Here is a 21,857-nt window from a genome sequence, read left to right on the forward strand (position 1 = left end):
GAATCCCAAACAAAAAACGACCTCCAATAGAGATCGTTTAATCGTTTAGATGTAATTATTTTTCGGCGCCCGTCAGCTGTTTTTTCTTTTGTTTATAGTTTTCGCGATTTGCCTTCGCTGTCAGCATATTCGATTCCGCGTAAGGAATACGCCAATCGTCGGCCTCCATCGTTGTTTCATGCTGCTCAACGTACTCTTGAAACCTGCCTATATAAGCTTTCTCTGCTTCCGAAAGAGGCTCTCCCGAAGTTAGTTTGAACAATATCTTTGCCAGGCCAAATACGGTGAACTCCAATGCAGACAGAGCGGCGGGCAAATCTACAGGCTGGCTGTGTTGTTCTAACAAAGCTTTTCTAGCCATTTCTTGTTCTGAGCAAGAGAACTTGCCATAGGCTTCATTATCGATTTCGCCTACACGGGTACGCTGATGTATGGACTGCTCTTTTATTTCCTTTTCACTTAACAAATTTATGACTTCTCTCATCCTCGTCACCTCCACGCAACGCCGATTGCCTGAACAGAATCGTTGCCCGTTTCGATCTTATATCTAAGCCTCGATCCAGCAGGCAGCCCAGCCAAGCTGGTTGTTTTCCCTTTCGCTACTTCCATCCAGCTCATGCCGTCATCTCTGGAGATATAATATTTCGGATTGCCGGTATCTACCGCAGTGAGGATGACGAATGACGGCTGTATCGGAAGGTGCTCTGCTTTGCTCACAACAGTCCCATCCACACCCTCTTGCAGCACAAGTGATGTAATCAATGCATTATCCGGCTGAAAATAACTTGTAAGGACATTCAGTCTGTAATAGCGATAGAATCCAGGATTGCTAACAACATAATTGTTATAGACAAGGTTATTCGGATTGGTTGCTTTATGAATTTGTGTCCAAGCTGATTCATCATTCGAACCGTATAATTCGAAGTCTTTGAGGCCGTTTGAACCTCCTGAAATATTGCCCGGCATAATTCGGAATGAAACAATATTGCATGATCTGCCAAGATCGATCGAAGCCCAATGCCCTCCTGCAGGCTTTGGAGCAGTATAGGTATACCAGTAGCTGGTATCGGAATCGTCGAACATATACCATCCGGCGTAACTGCTATATTGGCCCGACTGCTTTACTACAAAGGGAGCCGGTGTTGACGGCCCGGTCATTTTAGGAGAAATATCGCGCAAACCGCCTCGTACCGTGCCGTTGATAGTAACAAAACTAGATCTGGCAGCATCGATTCCGCTATCGTCGTTAAAGGCATCAATAAACATGCGAACCATATTATTTTTTGACGCAGCGGAAAGCGTATCGACTTTAAAATTAGTTAGAGCAAGGTTTTGCTGCAGCGTATCAAGATCAGACTGAACGATAGAGCTGTAGCTGGCGACATTGTACCCTGTAATGACAGGTGGCTTGCTGGCTAGAATAGGATAATGCAGTATTGCCTTTACCCGCAGATCGCTGTTTAAGTCCGGGAAAGAAACCGTCTGGCCTGGAATGGCTGGTTTCCAATTGTAGCCGCCGTCATTAGCCACATACCATTCGATTATTCCACCTCCAGAAACGTCCGTATCAGCCGCAAGCACTGCTTTACCGACGGGAGAAACGCTTGGCAGGGACGTACTGATAAAGGTTCTGGTGGTACCCGGGTTAGTAGAGTTATTGCCTTCGGTTATCGAATACGAGAGGATTTCCGGAGAGAAGCCTAGCTGAGGCGCCTTCAGTGCTGCTCGAATCCGAAGCTGAGAACCGACCGTCGGAAATTCGATTTGTTGGTCTGAAAGAGCTGCTCTCCAAGTAGTACCGCCGTCGTTAGAGAGATGGAACTCTACCGTTGAAGAAACATTCTGATAGCTGGCATCCTCAATCATAAGCGTTGTGCCGTAGCGCAGCGTACTATAAGCTACTTTTATCGTTCCATTGGGGCTCCTATAAATAGTAGGGTGATAATGATTCGATATATTGCCGCTTGCAAGCATATCTGGAACGACCGTCACCCCGTAAGCATCGACTCCGATGACATGAATCGTACGGCTCTGGGCGCTGTCTGCTGTAGTAGAATATGCAAGCATAAAAGCATCCCCCGATATCAGTACGGAAATTGGGGCATCTACGCAATTGAGTGAGTCATTGATCACACCGGCCCAGACTTGTGTCAAAGTTTGCGGGTTAAGATGAACGATATGAATTTTTCCCGAACTAAAACTAAAAACGATTATACGATCCAGTTTGGCGTCGTATACGGCATTGATAGAATGTACCGTAGCAGAAGACAGGCTTATAGATACGGAGGATACCAATTGAGCGCCACTTATGCTCCAGGCACTGGAACGTATAGCGTGCCCGCCACCAGTTCCATGACCGAGAAATATCATTCTATCTCTAGTGCTGTCGTAAACAATTTTAACCGCCCCCATAGTTATTCCACCATGAACTCTTTCTGTTTGGGTGACATGTAATGAGATATCCTTTTGAGATACATCATAAACTTGAAAATTATTATAAGCTGAGTTGACGTTTGCTCCATAGTACACCCATAAATGATCGTATCTATCCAAATATAAGCTTGTAAATCCTACATAGTTGGAGGAATTAGAAAGCAAAGGCCAGCTTCCAACCGACGTAAAATCGGGATTAAATCCATAAAGGATGGATCTATAAACACTAGCAGAACAAACGACAGCCGACAGCCATATCCTATTACTGTAATCTACTGCAATGCTGCTGCTATAACCATTGGCATGATAAACAAAATCAGTCGATTGAAGAACAAGCCCATCATAGGCAATCTTTCCATCTTCATTTGTGCAGCGCAGATAGATACCAACCGATGAAATAAACCAGAAATGCCAGGTCCGACTACTGCGGTCTACAACTACAGCTGTGCCCATATGCCACGATTGCGGATAGCTTTGACTTAGCTTGGTATGTCCGGAGAAAGCCAATTCCTCTTTGTGTCTAACCGAAGCACTCAATGTAGCATACTTGGTCCCAGTCGTCGGAATGCTTTTACTCAAAGCTACGCCTGACAAATTGCCTGCCGCTAACGCTAGCTTCTTATTTGCCGTATCCACCGATATATTAGTAGAGTTGGCGATATCCACATAATTTGTTGTCGAATAATCCTCCTGAAAGGAGGCTAGCCGATCGGTACGTACATAGCCTGTACCAACGGAAGCGTCCGTTTTGGCGAAATCGATTCGATTTTGCGATATAAAGTCCTCTTTAAAAACATGCGTCGCTGTTGTCATCGCGTTTTCGATCGCTGTCACTCGGCCGTTTAATGATGGGTCTGAGCCGCCAATGCCGCCGCTCATCGGGTTGTACTTCGATCCGTCGAAATGATAGAGGATCGTTCCGCCGCCGGCAGTTTCATCCGTTCTAACGACATACAGCTTGTCCGGTACGCCGGAAGCCGGTAAATCGGCTGCATGCTCCACCACCGCATAAATATGATCCAGCGTTTTTTTCATCCGAATCCCCCCTTCTCAATAGTTACGCCTTGCGTTGTTGAATTTTTGTTACTCGGCCGTTGCTGTAGAAATACGTTTTTACGAAGACACTGCCGTTCTTGGTCAGCGTCTCTGTTTTTACAGCCCCGTCAGGATAATAGTCGTAATCAATGGTTTGCAGAATTGCCCCGCTAACCGTTTTCACCGTTTCCCGGATAACCGAACCGTCAGCCGCATATTCGTATTCCGTGTCCGTCTCCTCTGGTGGGTTGCCCGAGGCGGAACCGCCAAACAAAATAAACTCCACGTGAGATTCCGCCGGAATGTCATAACCAAATACGACCTCAGTTCCGGAATCGGTAAATTCCGTGCGCGGCGAATGAATGCCGTCAACGTATGCGATCAGGCTGCCTGCCGGATGCGAAGGAACAGAAAATTGTCGTTGTACGTCAGGACGTGTACCAGGAAGTGAGGCTTCATAGCCCAAAGCAATGCCACCTGCTTGACCACCGTTTCCGCCTCCCCCAAGCTGCTGCATATAATCCAGCCGTTCTTTAAGAGAAGAGAACGTCCGGTTGCTGCCGTCTGTTCTGGCGGCAATGACCTCTTGGCCAGATCCCGGAACGCCCTGCTCGAGCTGTTCCTCCAATTCGTCGAGCTTGGCTTGTATGTCAAGCAGCTCCGCTTTTGCTTCCGTTAATCCTTGGGAGGCGTCGCCGGCCGTTTGTTCTATTGCATTGATCCGATTATGGATGGAAGGGTATGACGATCTGGCCTCATCCAACTCGTCCATATAGGCATCAATCTCAACATGCGGTCTGACGCCCTTGTTGGCTAGCTCGTTATGATCCTTGAACGCGCCGGCACCGCCGAACGATAATTTAACGGACACCTTGCTCACCGCCTTTGCTTGAAAATAGTTGAAATCAGTATTAAGTAATAAACTTGGAATACACTATAAGCCCGAAGAAGATATCGGTTGTGAACTTGGCGGGATCGTTCTCCCTGGACAGCTTGACCCACAGTCTCGCTTCATCGGCTACATCGCCGATTAGGACGGAACTGCCATAGTTTCCGGCAGAACCGTTCGTATCCGGCGCCAGCTCAACCAGCCGGGAAAAATGATCGGTACCGTTATGCGCTTCCAGCTCCACAAAAACATCTTCGAAGGAACCTTCTCCTCGAAGCACCAGCTGACGTTCGGCAAAAGCGCCGTTATTGACAGCCCCCAGAAATTCTTCAGCGTATTTGGAAAGCAGCTTCTCAGAGCCGCTCTCGTCGATGAAGTATAAATCAAGCGTCATTTCGAAACGATAGCTGTCCCCGCCCCATATCGAAAGCGGAGAGGTAGAATACGTTTGTCCGCTTCCGTCCGTTATCGAAAGAATGCCTTCGAACGGCAGCGGCAAATGTGTCATATCGAATCGAACGTTCGATTCTGAGGTTTTGCAAGTTCGCGACTGAATTTCCGTTCCGACGGCATCCTTCAGCTTCACAACGGCGCCAGGCACTAGACCTCCCACTTCGACCTTCGTTGACTGTATGACTCTCATACGGTTGACAAGGAGTTCCTCTCCACTGTCTCCTTGCAGAAATAAGCCGATCTTCGGAGAAAGCCGGTCAAACTCCTGAATGCCGATCAGTTTCCAGTCCCGCCCGTCTTCTGACCAATATGCAGAATAGGTATTATAATCTCTGATCAATCGCAGCCATGGGTAAGTTTGAGAGATCCCTTGGGCTGAATTGAAGTATTCTTCCAGAAAAATATAATCCTGCTCGTCCGAGTAGACTGCAATTCCGCCGACATCTCCGTCTTCCGTCGGATTGTAATCGTTCTGAATATCAAGCACGAATTGCTTTATAGCGGTCAAAGGTTCGAAAAAAAGAAACATAGGAGAAGCCCCGTGCTTCAGCTTGAGCCCATTTGCCAGCTCCAAACGCGTGCTATCGTTGGGAAGGACCTCCCACCGCCCGTCCAAAGGACTGGCGGCAAAGGTATCTTCATAAATTAAGCCTTGTTTCAAGAGGGATACGACTCCCATTCCCTCGCCTCCTTTACGTAAACAGCCATGCCTTTCTGCCGATCATGCAAGCTTTAGGCCGATCATTCCATAGCTTAAGCAAGCATTTGATAAGTTCCTCTACACATTTGTCGCCGCCGCCGGGATCGCAGTAGGGTACAACTTTAACCGAATCGCAAATCCAGTTGGTAGATTTTATTAAATCCAAGTCGCAAAAATCATAGGAGTTGCCCGATCCTAACTCGGTGAACACCCATTTCAAGTCATGCTTTCCCTTTGGCAACGGGTGATTGACGGTCAAAGTCTGATTAACATTCTTGTAAGTGCCTTTCAATTCCCCATCGATATAAAAATCCAATTTTCCATTGAACGGATCAGGGATGTTGGCCCACTTCTCGAATACTCGGAAATCGAGAAGACTAAATGTGGTTAAATATTGGCCAGAACCTCTTTGATTGGTTTCAATCTCAATCTTATATTTAGAATAAGGCCGATTCGGAAGATCGCTAACGTAAAACCCATGCCATCCTTCGTTGTAAAAATCACCAAAATCTTTAATAACTGTCCCCTTTTCGTCCGTTACCTTTACCTTGACAGAACTGCCATCACATCCGCCTTTATAAACCGGATGGTTGTCAATTACGGAAAACGCGCTCAAAGTGACGGAAGATGGTTCCAGCAGCGAAACGTCCCTGAATATGATTCTTCCTTTACGTAATGCAGCCCCGTCGCCGCAGCTTGAATGAAATTCTTGCCGGACTACATAGGTTTGGACCGTATCCGACGTATTTTTTACACTTGTCGTCGTCAACTCCCCGCTATTTCTCCATTCTCTAGAGCTTATTAGCTTATTACCTTCTCGAACGGTAACGCGAACACTGGTATCAGGACAAACGGGAAAGTTAGCTTCCCTTACCCGAATTAAATCCAGCCAGCCCCAAGGAGCAGTAATCGGCGGCACTTGAACCTGGGAGGGAGCGGACGAAGGGTGCTTCGTTGATTGCGTTAACGGATAATATTTCCCATTATGACTACAGTACGCCTGCCATTGCTCCTTAATCACCCCACCGCTAACGCGGAAGCCGCCGCCACTTCCATTGATCCCATGAGTCGTGCCTTTTCCCTTTAACAAGGTATACCGGATCGAGTATGGCGTGTCAGCGCTTAAACCATTAAAGTTGATATTGTATTCTGCTGATTTGTTTCCATTAGCTCCGTAAATGGTACTGTTTTCAACCTTGCCCGTTTTCTGATTGACAAGATCTACTCGAACTCGGGTATTATCATATCCCGGTAAATAACGGACATATTTACATGTCATAGACAAGCCCCTGAATGCGGCATAGTAAGGGAAATTTTCATCATCCCTATCGTTATCGCTTACGACGTCTTGCAATACAAATTTAAGATAATATCGTCCTGGAGCAACTGAAACCGGAATATTATATACACCACATTTACTCCAATCCTTAATCTGTTTATGTTGTTGTTTTACACCAACATTTTCGTAAATATTTAACAGGCGCTCTACTACTTTCCCCGTTGCCTCCTCTATGAGGTAGACAAAGCATTCCGCTCTGTATCTCGTATCCCTGCCTGATTTATTTGTACCGTTACCTCTGTACTTAACATCCTTTAAAAATGCCAAATATTCAAATTTAATTCTTAGACTGCTGTCTGCATAGAAAGAGGACGTTCTCCAGCCCACTGAATTAGGTGGAATAACCGATATTACATCGAGTGCGTAATACCCATCGCCTGCGAACATAGTACTTTGATCAAATCTCTCTATAGAAAAATCAACCGGATAATTCCCTTGTTCGGCGATGGTTCTACCGGCTTCTATATAGAGCTTTTCACTAAAGTCAGTTGTTGCTATTGATGTATTGTAAATAGTACGCTCAACAACTGCTCCGTCTTTATCCGAGACTTGTGAGCTTGAGCCCGGTGTCATAGACTTCCCGCTCAAAGAATAACGAGAGCCCCGCTCTGTAAATATTTTGTCTGAATATGTGTCGTAAGCAATTGGATAGTTTCTATTTCCGTGTACAGCACATACCTCGCCATAAGGATTTTCCGGAAGCTGCGTTTCCGGATAAAGCGTTTCCCAGTCTGCTGCGCAATGATATACCCACTTCAACATATAGCTTCCGGGAGGAAGAGGTACCTTGACGTTCGTATCCTCAAGTTGAGAACTCTCTCTCCCTTTCCAAATCAGTACATCATTCGCATAGAGCGCCATGTAATCGTATTTTCCATATTTTCCACCGTATTGAAAGGTGACATATCCGCCTCGTCCAACATTAACGAACGTTTGAGCCGTGTGGTCCCCTTTAACTCCCTCAATCTTGTAGATTCCATCGCCGCTTCCGTAAGGATTTTTACGTTTAACAATATCCTCCCACTCCCATGGCCCGGTAAATCGAACATTAGGGTGCACGTTTTCAACGTTAAACTCCTCGTCCAAAACCGGATTATAATATTGTTCCCGAAGATTAGGGTTAGGGTAAAACTCGACAACCTCATCCAGTTGGAACTCTGCTCCCGGGTTTAAGGTTACAATATGTTCAATCGATTGACCGTTACTGAAGGTGCTCGCTTCGGAATCCGTTACATCCCAATTCCTTATAATTTCCGCTTTGCTGCCAAGCGGAGATTCCGTCGTAAACGATCTGCCGCTCGTAGATTCGCCATACGTATAAAATCGGAGAAAATCGTAGCGTAATGGCTGCTCCGTATAGAAATCATGAACTCTGAATGTTATTGTATGCTCCCCGGCAGTTAAAGGGATGTTTCGGGTTTGGCTATAGCTTCCATTCGTATGAGAAACAGAGATGCCGTCTACAAGAACCTCCAAGCTCTCCGAAGGCCGAAAAACATGGGTATAATGAAATGTAAACCATCCATCGTCTTGAAGCGACACCTGAGCGGTCAAATCGCTGACGCCTTCTTCTGGATTTACCAATACAAAGTGACCGTCACGTTGCTGCCACTTTCCCGAACGGCTCCAGCCGCCGCTCTGGATTGAGAAAATCTCTTCTGCGGAGTAATGATCCACCACTTTGTCAGGGCATTTGATTTCCACTACCCCTCGTGCATCCAGTACACATCCGTCAGCGGCCATCAGTTCGTACGTAATTTTGGCCGCATTTGCTTTAGTAGACAAGCCATCGCTATTACCGCTCCAATGGCCGTCATGATTTTTCCTAGCCAAACTGTCGTGATTGCCTTTAGCTTCTTGTGTGCGGCTGCTCAAATTGTCCACATACATTAAGTGATACTCAAATGAGGAGGATGGAAGCGCCGCTCCCATCCGATATGCAAACGAAATCTCGCCGTCACATTCATTATCCATATCGTAAACAAGCGTCCGTTCCCGATTCCCCTCGGTTACAACTCCATCGAAATGCGTGCGGATCACACTGCTTTTGGAAAACGTAATCCAGTCGAAACGCGGATCAGAATACGCTTCGCTCCCCAACGTATCGTAATCCGGAGGAACCGGCGCGTCCAAGCTAGTAATCACCTCTACACACTCTACGTCTTTAATGTAGATCGCATTCTTCCCCCAAGATCGCTCGGTTTGCCTGCGCACCAGCCAATCGAACTTGTACGTTTGCCCTGGCGATACATTGAACTTCGCTTCCTGCCAGCCGGACGAGCGGTTCCACTCGCCGCCCACTTGATTATTGTTGATAAAAAAAGCGAGTCCGTTGCCTGCATCAGCGTTGGCGAAATATTTAAACCGGATAAATCCTTTCTTTTTAAACCGCCAATCAAAGGTGATTTTCGAAGAATTGCCGTAGAGCAGACGCTCGAGCGAAAGCTTCATAATCGTTTCGTTACCGTCCGATTCCCGCGCGCCTGTCGAATGCACAACCTCCCATTCTTGATCCTCCGAGGAAGATACATAGCGGAAAAAGCCGGGAAACTTGTCCGACAACGGAATTTTCCGGCTGTCGAACATCGATACTTCACGATCAACCCCATCGAAATGATTGAAATAATCCCCTCGATACGGGTGCAAATAAGGAGCCGGGCATAGCGGCAGCGAGACGTTATGCGCCAGATCGGGGTCCTGCGCTTCCTCAAGGATATGGTTTATGCAGTCTTTAATCATTTGAACCGCCCGCTGGTAGTCGTTCTTATCCGGATCGACCTGCTGCTCCAACCACCAATTCAGACGGCGGTACATATTCCACAACGCTTCTCTGCACCTGACCTTCCCATACCAGGTGCGGTCTCTTAAATATTGTTCAATCATTTGATCAATGACCGTCTCCAGCGCATCGAGATTCAATTGCTGCCACCTTCCGATTTTGCCGTTCCCCTCGTCGCCCAACAGAGGATTTTGATAGCCGGGATAGCGGTCTGCCCGAGGCGCATTAGGCGAATCCGGATTGTCTGGATGATTCGGATTCGTTATATCTCCAACAATCTCGGCTTTCATATTTCCGAAAACGACGTTGCCTTGTGCATTAGTAAAAACTCCGAATGTATGTCCCACGTCTTCACCTCTTAATCGATAAGATCGTATTGCAGCCTTCCGTTCACTTTAACCCTTATGCGGTCGGCAATGATCGATACTTCAAGCCGATACGTTTGTCCCTGTGACCAATTGAACGGGTTCATCGGTGCTCCAAGCGAAGCCGAAACCCCATTGACGACTTTATGCAGCCCCATCTTCCTTGTGTCGCCACTGCCGCCGTATACCGTGAATTTTAAATAATTTCTATCATTGAAATACTTGAAAACAACGCCTGCCTCCGACTCACCGGCTCCTTCCACCCGGAAGTCGACATGCAATAGATATTCGGAGTGGGCAAAATGCTCTCGAACATAGCCTCCGTCGCCAGGTTGGGCGGAAACGGCCTTGAACTGGCCGTTATCTTTATCCCACGACCATTCTCCGACGCCGAACCGCTTCCACTTATCCGCATGAAGCTGCTGGCTGTTTATGGGCACTGCCCATGGATAATAAGGGTTGAACGGATTCTTAGGATCGTATACTTCCGGTACGCCGAAGCCCTCCTCCCAAAATTCCGGATCGTCGCCTTCATACAGAATGTCGTCGTTGTTGTAATCGTAGACAAAGCTCTGCCCTTCCAGCGACTGCTCCAGCAGCGCTTGCTTAAGCTGCTCCTTACCTACTAGAACCTCGGGAACGACCCCTTCTTTCCGCCTCTTCTGCGCGAGCAGATAATCTTCAATGATCGCCTCGCTCAGTTTTTTATCGCCGATAATTTGCGTAATGAGATCCACATAATGCGGCTTACGATCGGCAATAACTGGCGAAATGATATCGGATGGATGGCGCTCTTTCTTCGCAATCACTTCTTCGGGCAAATCAGACGCAAACGGTTCCGTAAAGCCCAATATGTGCTCGACCATCTCCGAAGCCCGTCCAGGATCGTAAGCAAACATCTGCTCGCCGACAATTGCTTGGCGCAAAGCAAGTCTTGAGTACTTCGGCTGCTCTTCGGGCTCGAGATATCCGTCTCTAATCGACTCTGCTCCAAGCCAATATATATCGGCAATACTGGCGGCACGGGTACTTGGCTGCGTACCGAAAATATAAGTCGCCGAAAGAGTAGCCAGACGGCTCTGCAGCTCGCCCATTAGGCCGTCCATATGATCTGCGCCACGCAAGTCAAGCAGCCCTGACAAGCCCTCCTCATATAGGCCGGAGGCCGTTTGCCTCACAGCTGCCTTTCCGTCTCCAATATGAGCGTCCCGCTCCGGTTCTTTGCCAAGCAGCTCCTCCTCCATAACGGAGCCGCCTTCCACTTTCTTGCCTTCCTGCCCTTCGTTGAGATGAGCTCCTCTCCCCGGCTGGCCGCCCTGAAGCGGATCATTCATCGTCGAGGCTTGTCGTTCCGTCTCTTTGAGGGCCAGGCCTGCCCCGCTTTCAAGCTGGGCATCGCGTTCCGGCTTCACCGCTAGCTTTTCGCGGGATATATGCGCCTTTCTTTTCTTAGAACGTCCCTGTAAGCCGTCTTCAATAAAAGATGGCTGCGCCTCAGTAAAGCCTGCCGTATCCTCGGACAAGACAACGGCGGATATCGCCTTGGAGATAGAGCCGAGCTCCTGATCGAATGTAATTTCTCCCGATCGTTTGGACTCTGTGTGCGCTACGGTATTCGCTTCATCCAACAGTCCTTCGCCGCGCATCGTATTCCGAGAGCCTGTCTCGATTCCGCTCTCGATTATCGCTGTCAGCCTATCCCTCGCCCCAACCAGAAATTCGGGTCTAATATCACCTGTACGTGGCAGCGTAATACCGAATTGCTCGGCGTAATCCACCCAGCCCTTCTCGTCAAAGCTTCTGTCGCCAAGCAGCAGGTCCTCGAAAATTTCCGCCAAAAAGCCTTTGCCGCCGAGCAAGTCTTCTAAGAAAGCAGCTGGAAACTCACGAAGTACATTAGCCCAGAAAATCTCCTCCATGCTCATGCCGTAAAGCTCTTTCTGTCCGAGCTGTCCCTCGTAAACGTCACTGTCAACGGAGCCGTTCATTGACCGCTCAACGTGAGCGAGCAAGGCTTCTTCAATAAATCCATACTCGGGATAAATGAACTTATCTCCGAAAGGATCGTCTTCTTCATAATGGCCTTCATACGGCCCTCTCTCGCCGCCATCGTTTACTCCGTCTTTCTCCAGAAACGCCGGTCGGTCGCTTCGACGGGATGCCCGATAAGCAACGCTCTCCAAATACAGCTCTCTTTCCAATTCACGAGAGCCTGTGAAGGTCTCGCTGATTACAGCAAGCTGTTGCTCCTTCTCTCTCTCTCCGAACGATTTGGATTTGAGCAAGTATAAACCGCTATCCGTTCGTCTGAAGCCATTAACTTCATCAGATTGATGAACATAAAAGGGTTGATTCCGATCCCGTTCACCTCGAATTAAATCCTTCCGTATGGAGCCTTCAAAAGAATGCGTCCGAGTTCCTTGGAACCTCTCGCTTTCAACGACAAGCGAATGGCGGCGGTTAGTACGAGCCGCCGAGTCAATCCGATGAAGCGCAGCGGCTGCCTGCCTGATTCGGTTTAAGAAAAATCGCTCCTTCTCAATTGCGCCTTGTCTGCCGTTAACGCGTACAGCCTCCGGCAGCTTGGCATCAACCGCTAAAGCGAACCGAAAATCTCTTTCCGCGCGTATTTCTTTATGCATCAAAAAAGGATAAGCCCTGTAAAGCAGTCTCCCCATCGGGTGTTCCTTCGGTACAAAAACACGATCTCTTACGCGGTCGAATGTCGCACGCATTTCTTTCGAGAGATGCAGTCTCCCCCGCCAATCGCGTTTAGCATGCTTAAGAGGAACAGAAGGCAAGTATGCGGCTGTGTCGTTTTTACGCGATGCACTAATCGGCCCCTCCATAACGACCAACGGCTCCAATATATGCCTGAGAGCTTCAAGAAACGTACTGGATACAGCCGCTATTTCGTTCCTGTCTCTGCCCCCAGCTTCCATTTCTGAAGCGGTTAGCAGCTCGAAGGTCCTATTCCGAATGGCTTCTGCAAGCGCCGAATGAATAACTGTATCTTCTGCTGTTTTCCTTGAAGCACTGTCTATGCGAATTAAATGCAAGCGGTCGCCGATCACTCTTGCCGCTAGCGGTGCGCGGTCAAGAATGCGGCCTCGCCTGTCTGTTTCTTTGCGTGTCAGAAATACCTCTCTGAACACTCTAAAATCCCGCTCCACGATAGGCCGGGCCGAAGCCCCCAGCTCATTCGTCTCTACACCGTTATTAGCTTTCGGTCGAGTTCCCCAACGATTCTCTACTAATTCGAAAGCATCCCGCCGAGCATTGGCTGCAGCTTCTTGCGAGTCAACGACAATAAAGCCGGGCTTGGACTGCAAATCGGAACGAAGCGCCTCCTGAAGCGGCTCAAGCAGCTCCGCCTTCATCCCATCTCTGCGGGCCAATAAAAAGTCGGTAATCAGAACGCTCGGGAACATGTTAATCGGAACATAAGCAAATTTATAATGGGCTTCGGAAGCGTCGCGATACATCGTTACCTTAAAAAAATAGTCGTTATTTGAGGTACAAAAGTCGACAGCTTTCAAGCGATAGTGATGAATAGTCTCCATCTTGCCCCGCCTTTCTATAAAAAAGGGAACTCCAGAGGTAGGAGCGCTCTGAAAGTTCCCTCAAAGATTTATACGGAAGCTGCGGCAGCTTCTTTACCCGCCGCCTCGCAAAAAGAAAAATTAATAACGAACCTCTTTCAGGAAAGCAACGCCCATTTTGACGTTTGCCGACATGTTCATGAAGTTCTGCTCAGTATTGTGATCGAAGTAACGATAAACCTCTTGCTTCCACTTCTTGCCTGCTGTTCCGTCCGGAATGTCGACAATCAGCTCGTCCAAATGCAAGATGTTGTTTTTCGATACCGAAATGACATACTCCAGCTGTCCGCGGTAGCCGTCGTACGGATGCACGATGTAGATCGGGGACATGTGGTATTTTCTGGACCATGCGCTTGCGTTGAAGCCTTGAGGCTCAAGCAGAAGGCCGGTGTCTTTCAGAACCGGATCCACAAACGCTTTACCCGGCTGCGGAGCTTGCGTAATGAAAGATGGGTAATGCTTCTGGAAGCGAATGCCCGATTTGGTCATAAACATTTGGAAGGTGTTGTTTCCATAAGAGGTATACTGGCCGAAATCGTAACCGGCGGCCGGTGCTGTCGGCTCTGCTGTAACCGAACCCGCCGTAAGCAGCACGTTGCCCGCAACGTCGTCGTTCTCGTTGTATTTGAACGGCTTGATCGCTCCGACGTACAGGAAGGATTTACGATAATCCTCGAAGTTGATGGCCGGATCGCCTACAAGGATCATCGCCAACCGGTTGTTCATAATGTTCAAGTACATATAAACCGGTTTGGTCATATCGCGATCTGTTTTCGGCGTCGCATTCTCTTTGGCCCATTCGTATTTAACCGGATGACCGGCCTCGGTTGCCGTTCCTTTGTCGAAATCCTTCAACTGTTGAACAATCAACGAGCTATGGCTTGCAGGCGTTGCAAAGCCCGGGTTCGTCAGCTTAACCTGGAATACTTTCGTACCAGTCGTACCGATTTTCGCTGTGCCTTCAATGACCAGCTCTTTGATTTTGCCAGTTGCCTGATCAGGAACTTCGTTAACGATTTTCCAAGCGTTCTTTTCCTCTGTCTCGCCTGCCGATGCGTTGAAGTCAAAGGCATTGAATGTCAGCGCCGATTTCAGGGTTCCCAGAAGATCCTGCGAAGTTGTGATATGCTCTACGTATTTAAAATTTGCCATTTTATTTTACCTCCTTAAGAATAGCTACTGTCATGCCGTTGGGATTTGCCGACAGATCAAACATGGATACCGGGGTATTCAGGCTGAAAAACTTATAGACTTCCGTCCAAGTTCCGCCGCCCGGCTTCGGTTCTTCTGTGTCGACGACCAGCTCGTCCAAATTAATGAGATTGTGATCGTTGACCGCTACCACGCTGTCCATATGGCCCCGATAGCCCTCGTACTGGTGAGCCAAGTAAATCGGACTGCCGTGATACTTTTCCGTCCAGTTCGACATTTGATAGCCGTTTCTCTCTACTAATAGTTTAGACAGTTCCGGCGGCAGCGTACCGATGCTCGGATAATTCGGCAGTTCAGTAATGAATGCGGGATAATGCGCTTGAAAGAAAACGTTAGCACGTGTGGCCATCATCGATACGGAGTACATGCCGTTCGAGGTATACCTTCCCCAGCCCGCGTAGGTCGGGTTTGTATCCTGCTTAATATCGGCTACGACAAAGCCCGTTTTCGGAGCCGTCAAATCGCCCATCCCTACCGTTAACGCAAAATTGTTCGGGTTATCGTGGTCGTTAATCGGCGTGATCCGTCCAATATAGGCAAAAGAGCGATAGTAGCCATCCATATCAGGAGACGGATCGCCTTCAAGGACAATCGCTATCCGGCTATTCGAGATCGATAAATGGTAGGATACGTAATAATCGGGCCGGCGTTTCTTATAAGGCACCCAAGAAACGACAGAATCCGCTCCAAAATGATAGTGTGCCGGCGGGCTCTTAATCTCCGTAACGCCGTCAATATCAATCTCCCATTTTTCGTGAGGTCCTACAAAGCCCGTTCCTACCTGCTGCCTCTTGTAGGCTGCCTCCGCTTCGAGCTGACTGATAATGACCGGTACCGCATTGGGTTTGACCGTATCCGCCTTGCAGGCCCGCCGATAAGTTTCGGCGGCATTTCCGGTAAGATTCTCTCCCGAAAAACCTTTGCCATAACGAATATCGAAATAGTTGAACTGCTCTTTCGGCTGCTTCAGCATAACGAAATATGAGTCCATTGACTTCGTACCGTTTGTATCATCCGGTACCGCTTTTAAAACAACCGTTTTCTCATAGAAATGAACCGGATTAGCCGTATAATATCGTTCCGTAAATTTGTATTGCGGAACTGCATAAGGGTGCGGCCCCCCTGAAATAGGTCTAATAGCAATGTTCATCGAACCATTGCTGATAAAGTAATCCCATCCGACCATATCAGAAGGCAAATCGCCGTCAATTTCAAACTCGTTCCAATTCAAATCCTCAACGATCGACTGATCGAGCTCTTTCCTGCGCTGTTTAACGATTTTCAATCCTTCGGGAACCTTTACAATTAGCAGCCCAACAACGTTAACCGTCCGGTCAATGCCTTGCTTGTCCTTGTAAGTAGTCGAACCCGTTACCTTCAATTTTGCCGGATTGGCAATATTGGAAGGAATCAAACCATTCGCGTCAGGAGCGTTGAGCAATGTCGAGAGCTCTTGCGTTACGGTGTAGACCAGATAGCTGAGTCCGTCCGTATGCTTGTAGACGCCTATAATGTTAGGTCTCGTATTCTCTGAATACGTAACCCATACATCAGGGTCCTGCCTAAATACTTCTTCCCAGCGGTTCTCCACCGGTTTGCCGTCGTTGCCGTTCCAGCCAGCGCCGGTAATTTCGTCAGCCAGCGCATAAATAATATTGTCCGCGCGCGTCTCGCCTTCAATATAGGCGACATTTCTGCTTGGCAATGCTACCCCTCCTTGCCTCTTAAAAATTTAACGTTGTACCATACTTGCTTTGCTTCGCCACTTACGTTGTGAAAGTCGAACTTGATAACTGCGTCCGCCGGAAGCGGATAGACGATTCCGAAAGAGTTGCCCATGCTCACGCTCTCCGGCAGCTCTTTCGTATAGATCGTCTCGCATACTTTAACGCCGTTGATTGTGAGCTCCCAGTAATCGCCGACACAATACACGCTCGATGCAAACGCTACGGATAAAAATTCGGTTTGATAAGGAAGCGAATAAGTATCCGAGAACACTTGCGGAGACGCTGCGATGTCGACCATTCGCCCTCTTACAAACGGCTCCGTCAAACGGGAAAAGTGCGGATACGGCAGCTCTCGCACTTTGTCGATGACTCCGCCGCCAACGTATGCGATTTGAAAGGACATATTGCCACCCCATTTCTATATACGCTCTACAGTCGTTCCAATTAAGAGACCTCTGCCTTCGTAGTTTAGACGGATTACGTAAGTTGCTAGCGGCTCCAGCGAAGGATTAAGAGCAACCGTCGTTACGGCTGTCAATCGGCCGTTTACATAGTAATCCCAGGAAGGATCCTCCGGTGTTGCGGATAACGGGTACGTTTCCGTATCGTCGGAGCCGAAAGTGAGGGATATCTCAATCGCATAGCCGCTTTCATAGCTTGATTTGGCCCCCGTCACCCGCTCGGGATCTCCCGCATAATCGCGAAACAAAGTGACCTCAGGCGTTCCTTCGAAAGGATCGATTACGGTTGAGCCCGTTCTTTTATTAAGTTCCGCTCTAATCAAATCCAGTATCGGATAAATTAAATAATCATTCGCAATTCCTGCCATTAGAGCATATTCCCCTCTCCGCCCCAGGTAAGATCGATCACCTGCAAGTAACCGTTCTCCGAGGAAAATGATGTTTTAATCCCCTTAATGAGATAAGTGGATCGGGTTGTCGTCCTTCTGTCGCTAATATAAATGCGATCCAATACGTCGAGGGCCGGGTTGCCTGGAATTGATATTTGAAGTGTCCGGCACAGCCGCTTCAAATCCCAGAAAAATCGTTCGGCAATCTGTTTTTTCTCCTCTTTCGTCTTGACGTACGGCAGATTCATTACGGTTGATCGGAGCTCGCCCTTCAGTTCCATCAACAATTCAGGATCGAGGAAATGCTCCGCATTATTGCCTTCAATCATGACGACATGGCTGCGCGCGCGCGTATAATCGACTGTTTTATTAATGGAAACGAGATTGTCATATTCCGTAAAGCTTGCGGATACCGGCTTGTTGAGATTGATTTGCTCCAAGTGGAATGTGCCGTACCTGTCGCAATACGTCCGGTAATTGGTATCTCCGATGACTTCATTTATACAATCGCTAATCCGGTGCTCAAACGCTCTCCAGTTCCTTGGTTGGTCTACAAATGGATTCAACCAGCCTTGCGGAGTCAAAGTCGAATCGTAGGGGACCTCTTCGAACTCTCCTTCTTTCCCGGGCACAGCCTTTATCATTTTCCCGTTCTTGGCGTCCCTTTCAATCAAATACGTTTCTTCAATGATATAGTCGGGATAACCGATATCGGAGGGCGATTGCCTCCAGCCAGACAATCCGGCATGTACGATCAGATCGTTCACTATCGACGATTTCAGCCAGCTCGCCGGTTTTGCCGGCGCATTCTGAGCCGGGGGCTGCGCATCGGCGGAATCGGATAGCCAAATAGGCGTGCTTGCAAAATCAGCCGGCGGGTTCTGCTGCAGATTTTTATAGACGGCATATACGCTGTTAGGCCAATTCTTATCGGCCGCCCATTGATAAACACCTTTATCGCCGCCTTTCCAGAAATACTCCACATCTGCTAGCGATTTAAATTCCCAATTCTTGCTCTTCATCGCTTCGTTGTAACGCTTCGCTCCATACTTCAGCTGATTGTCTATCCCTTTATACTGAGCCCGGTACCCGTTCGGATGAACATCATAGCCGAGAATCCAGCTGCCGGACGATTCCCGGCCGGCGCCTTTCGTCCCCATCGCCGTCTCATGCGTCGCAATTGCCAGCAGAAAAACATAATCGAGCTTGGGATTCGTTGTTTTCGCCCAATACTTTGCTTTCGAAATGATCTGTTGCCTGCGGTTAAGCGGTGAGAGGATACCGTCCGCTGCGCTTCCTCCGATGTCTGTATGCTCCGATTGAGCGGGTGTCCCGTATTCCTTATCCTCGGTCAGCACTTTATTTAACACTTTCTTATACATGTCCCTAGCCGAGATCGTGAGCATCGGACTGTCACTTCCAGAATCGATCTTATCGATCAAACCGGTAAATACGCGAACCATATTCATGCCATAGCCCATATAAATTCGAATCGGAGCGTTTTCCGACAATACGCCGTAATGATGGCCGTTAATGAAATAGTTCCAAGGGGTTTCCATAAAATTCTCGGGAAAATAGTACGGGTTGGAATCCGGGCTGTAGAAGCCGTCAGGATTCGAAATAGTGATCCTCGCCTCTCTTGAGTCCATCTCGAACTGGTCGTCTATATCGACGGAAGTAACGCCTTCCAATACGAGCGTATCCATGTAAACGAACTCTCCGACATGCAGTTTGGAGCTTGATTTAAGCCCTTCGTTAAATAGCGTTCCAGTCAATCGTTCGCCGTTCAGGCCTGACGGCTGGGTCGGGTCGACAAAGCCCACGTTGCCCGGTTCGGGAGAGGTTACCCATTCTCTGACCTGAATATAATCTAACGCAAGCGCATGCTTGGCATTTCGCTGGAAGCTCGCCTCGAACCGAATGGTCCCGCTGCCTGCAGGAAGCATAATCCGTTTGAATTGCTCGAAACGGTCAATGCCTTTAAATTGAGAGAACTTGAAGAGAAGCCGCGATCCGCTGTACAGACGGACTTCCCCCAAGCCTTCCGTCCCAGCCATGCTCAATTCAAGTGAACCGGCTTCCCGCGGCGATACTTGAAAGCTGAACCCGGCTTTTATCGGCTTGTCCGCATTCAGCCGGTATACGCTATCTCCGTTAACCCACTGGATAACGCCAAGCTCCCTTAGCGGTTTATCATAATCGACAATCCGGCTTTTATCATTGAGCCAATCTCTCGACCGAAATCTTTCTTGAAACAGCCATTCTCCCTCATGACCTTGAGGAAGCTCTTCCCTTATGATGCCGGACCCGCTCGCTTGCGCATTGCCGAACAGCTTTTTCGTGCCGGTTAAATAATGATATGGATCAATAAACTTGGAGCCGCTGTCCAGCATGGCGAAATGCAAATGCGGACCAGTTACCTTACCCGTTTTTCCGCTATCGCCCAAATACTCTCCTTGGGTAACGACATCATTCAACTTCACGTCGATCTTATTGAGATGGCCGTATCGGGTCGTAAGGTTACCCTCATGCCTAACATCTACATAAAGCCCAAGATCGTTGGAAGCATTTGAATTAATTCGGGTCACGACCCCGGACCAGGCTGCGCGGATCTTCGTTCCAACGCCGCAGCCAATATCTACGCCGTTATGCTGCTTTCCTTTTTCCCCGGTCACCGGATGCGTTCGAACTCCAAATTTTGAAGTAATATCGTCCTCGCTTTTCCCTTCGACAGGAAAGATAATACTGTAAGGGCTGGAGGACATTTCTCCGCCGCCCTTCGATTCGTCGATATAGATGCGTTCGGCCTGCTCCTGTGTCGCGCCATTAGATAATAGAAACGATATTTCTTGCATTCTTCCCGGTATAAAAGCGAGCCGGTCCACCTCTACGCGGCATACCGGCCGGGCGTTCTCGCCCAGCTTCAATCGCTCGGAAAACACTTTCGCTAATTCATCAGGTATTCGTTGCACGATTATGCACCTCCATTATTTGAAGCGTTCCATTCCCCATTTGCGAAACCGGTTGAGAAACGAAACAGCTTCCGCTCGCGTGAGCGGCGTATGCGGCATAAACCAGTTTTCTCTAAGAGATGGAATGTTCGAGTAGACAGGGTGATTCATCTCGCTCACGACTACGGCATGCTCGTTAACGGTGAAATTATCTACTAGAAACCCTTCAATTAAATATTTTCCGTCGGCAAATTGCTCGTTCTCCATGGCGATAACGGGAAGGGCCCACCACGAGGGCTTGTGTCCCCCGCTATCGTCGATCGATCCGTCAATCACCGTCGTTTCACCAGTTGCCTGGTTGTACATAGCCGTTTGTTTCCCTACGTCTTCGAACCGTGTGCTGACCAGCTTCTTGTAAATAAAGGTGACGATTTTCCCAGCCGAAAGCGGATGCTTCCAAAGAACGCTGTGTCCATCAATTTCCGTATAATCTACGTCTTTGATCTGCACCACATCCATGCTTTCGTCGTCTCCGACATTGCGCAGCCTGACAACCAAGCCTTTATCTCTGTCGTAATAGCCGTTTAGCTTAAACGACATTTGACCCGAATAGGTCGCAACGGATTGGCGCAGTTCGTGAGTCGGGGCATCCAGATCGGTAAAGCGACTGTAGAAGGTTCTTCGAAGACGGTCGATTAACAGGAACGCTTCCCCGCGGGAAATGATAGCGTTCGGAAAGAACCGGTTGTTGTACACCATTTTGGTCGACGTACATTTGAACTCGCCTCCGCGCTTCATCAGCGCGCCATTCGCCTCCCTGCTGTGATAAGTGAAATTGCAGGTAACGCCATCCAGATTATAAGGCAAGTAAAGATAGCCTCCCTGATCAGCCGGAGAGACGACATAAACGTCGGTTTTCAACCCGATGTACTTTTGCGCAACAGCTTGACCAGACTGTTGTCTCCACTCCTCGTCGGACACCGTTAGCCTACGGAGAGCCCTGCCGAACGCATACAAATATTCAACGCTCTGACGGCTGAAAGGATCGTAATGATAGGTGTCCCCATAATCGAGCTTTTTGCTCGGCAGCTGTCCGCCCCCGGTATAGGAAGGCTTCTCGAAACGGTCCTTCACAGGCTCGCCAATCATCGAAAAAGAAACGATCGCTCCCGGTCTCGGAGCGGCATACAGCTCAACATCCGATGTCCCGCCGGCATTGCTTTTCACATCCTTATATACGGTTCGGATCCCATCAATATAAACGAGCAATGGATTGTCATTCGTCGGCGCTGCTTTCTTTTGAAGCGTAAATGTCTTTTTACCGGTGCTGCCAACCTTTTGCTCTTCGTAAATATAAGGCGCATTGGCTTTGAAAACGTTATAAACGATGCTGGAAACGAACGGCTCGCCGTCTTCTAAAATAATGTTAGAGGCCTCCGTCACTTCGTTAAAAAACCAGTCGTCTTCATTCACATCAACCCAGCGTGTCAATATGTTCACCTTCCTTTTGAATTTAGAATAG

At 48.4% G+C, this 21,857-nt stretch carries 12 protein-coding genes; all 12 read right to left on the bottom strand.

What is annotated here, in order from left to right:
* Window positions 1–55 precede the first annotated feature (55 nt).
* The 12 genes from ACFVTB_RS04500 to ACFVTB_RS04555 all read right to left on the bottom strand — a co-directional run bounded on the left by ACFVTB_RS04500 (window position 56) and on the right by ACFVTB_RS04555 (window position 21,826).
* Window positions 56–484: a hypothetical protein gene (locus tag ACFVTB_RS04500; RefSeq protein ID WP_387745796.1), complete on the bottom strand. Its 429-nt coding sequence runs from the start codon at window positions 482–484 to the stop codon at window positions 56–58.
* A 5-nt stretch (window positions 485–489) separates the two neighbouring features.
* Window positions 490–3,468 carry a discoidin domain-containing protein gene (locus ACFVTB_RS04505; protein ID WP_387745799.1) on the bottom strand — a complete coding sequence of 993 codons (2,979 nt, stop codon included), beginning with the start codon at window positions 3,466–3,468 and terminating at the stop codon, window positions 490–492.
* A gap of 22 nt (window positions 3,469–3,490) precedes the next feature.
* Window positions 3,491–4,339 (bottom strand): hypothetical protein, encoded by an 849-nt coding sequence (locus tag ACFVTB_RS04510; protein WP_387745802.1) that lies wholly within the window; start codon window positions 4,337–4,339, stop codon window positions 3,491–3,493.
* 40 nt (window positions 4,340–4,379) lie between these two features.
* Window positions 4,380–5,489, bottom strand: coding sequence for a hypothetical protein (locus tag ACFVTB_RS04515; RefSeq protein ID WP_387745805.1), 1,110 nt, complete (start codon window positions 5,487–5,489; stop codon window positions 4,380–4,382).
* Window positions 5,490–5,502: 13 nt separating this feature from the next.
* Window positions 5,503–9,588, bottom strand: a complete 4,086-nt coding sequence (locus ACFVTB_RS04520) for a hypothetical protein (RefSeq protein ID WP_387745808.1) — start codon at window positions 9,586–9,588, stop codon at window positions 5,503–5,505.
* Between the two features lie 398 nt (window positions 9,589–9,986).
* Complete coding sequence (locus ACFVTB_RS04525) at window positions 9,987–13,556, bottom strand: LamG domain-containing protein (protein ID WP_387745811.1); 3,570 nt, start codon at window positions 13,554–13,556, stop codon at window positions 9,987–9,989.
* 120 nt (window positions 13,557–13,676) lie between these two features.
* Window positions 13,677–14,747: a hypothetical protein gene (locus tag ACFVTB_RS04530; RefSeq protein WP_387745814.1), complete on the bottom strand. Its 1,071-nt coding sequence runs from the start codon at window positions 14,745–14,747 to the stop codon at window positions 13,677–13,679.
* 1 nt (window position 14,748) lies between these two features.
* Complete coding sequence (locus ACFVTB_RS04535) at window positions 14,749–16,512, bottom strand: hypothetical protein (protein ID WP_387745817.1); 1,764 nt, start codon at window positions 16,510–16,512, stop codon at window positions 14,749–14,751.
* 2 nt (window positions 16,513–16,514) lie between these two features.
* Window positions 16,515–16,937 carry a hypothetical protein gene (locus tag ACFVTB_RS04540; RefSeq protein ID WP_387745820.1) on the bottom strand — a complete coding sequence of 141 codons (423 nt, stop codon included), beginning with the start codon at window positions 16,935–16,937 and terminating at the stop codon, window positions 16,515–16,517.
* Window positions 16,938–16,952: 15 nt separating this feature from the next.
* The gene (locus ACFVTB_RS04545; protein WP_387745823.1) at window positions 16,953–17,363 is read right to left on the bottom strand and encodes a hypothetical protein; all 411 of its coding nucleotides are present in this window, start codon (window positions 17,361–17,363) and stop codon (window positions 16,953–16,955) included.
* The gene (locus ACFVTB_RS04550) at window positions 17,363–20,356 is read right to left on the bottom strand and encodes a peptidoglycan DD-metalloendopeptidase family protein (protein WP_387745826.1); all 2,994 of its coding nucleotides are present in this window, start codon (window positions 20,354–20,356) and stop codon (window positions 17,363–17,365) included. The genes ACFVTB_RS04545 and ACFVTB_RS04550 overlap by 1 nt, the downstream gene beginning before the upstream one ends.
* A 15-nt stretch (window positions 20,357–20,371) precedes the next feature.
* Window positions 20,372–21,826 (bottom strand): hypothetical protein, encoded by a 1,455-nt coding sequence (locus tag ACFVTB_RS04555; protein WP_387745829.1) that lies wholly within the window; start codon window positions 21,824–21,826, stop codon window positions 20,372–20,374.
* Window positions 21,827–21,857 lie beyond the last annotated feature (31 nt).

Origin of the sequence: Paenibacillus sp. NPDC058071 (assembly GCF_042885235.1) — a bacterium.
In the GTDB taxonomy this organism is placed as follows: Bacteria; Bacillota; Bacilli; order Paenibacillales; family Paenibacillaceae; genus Pristimantibacillus.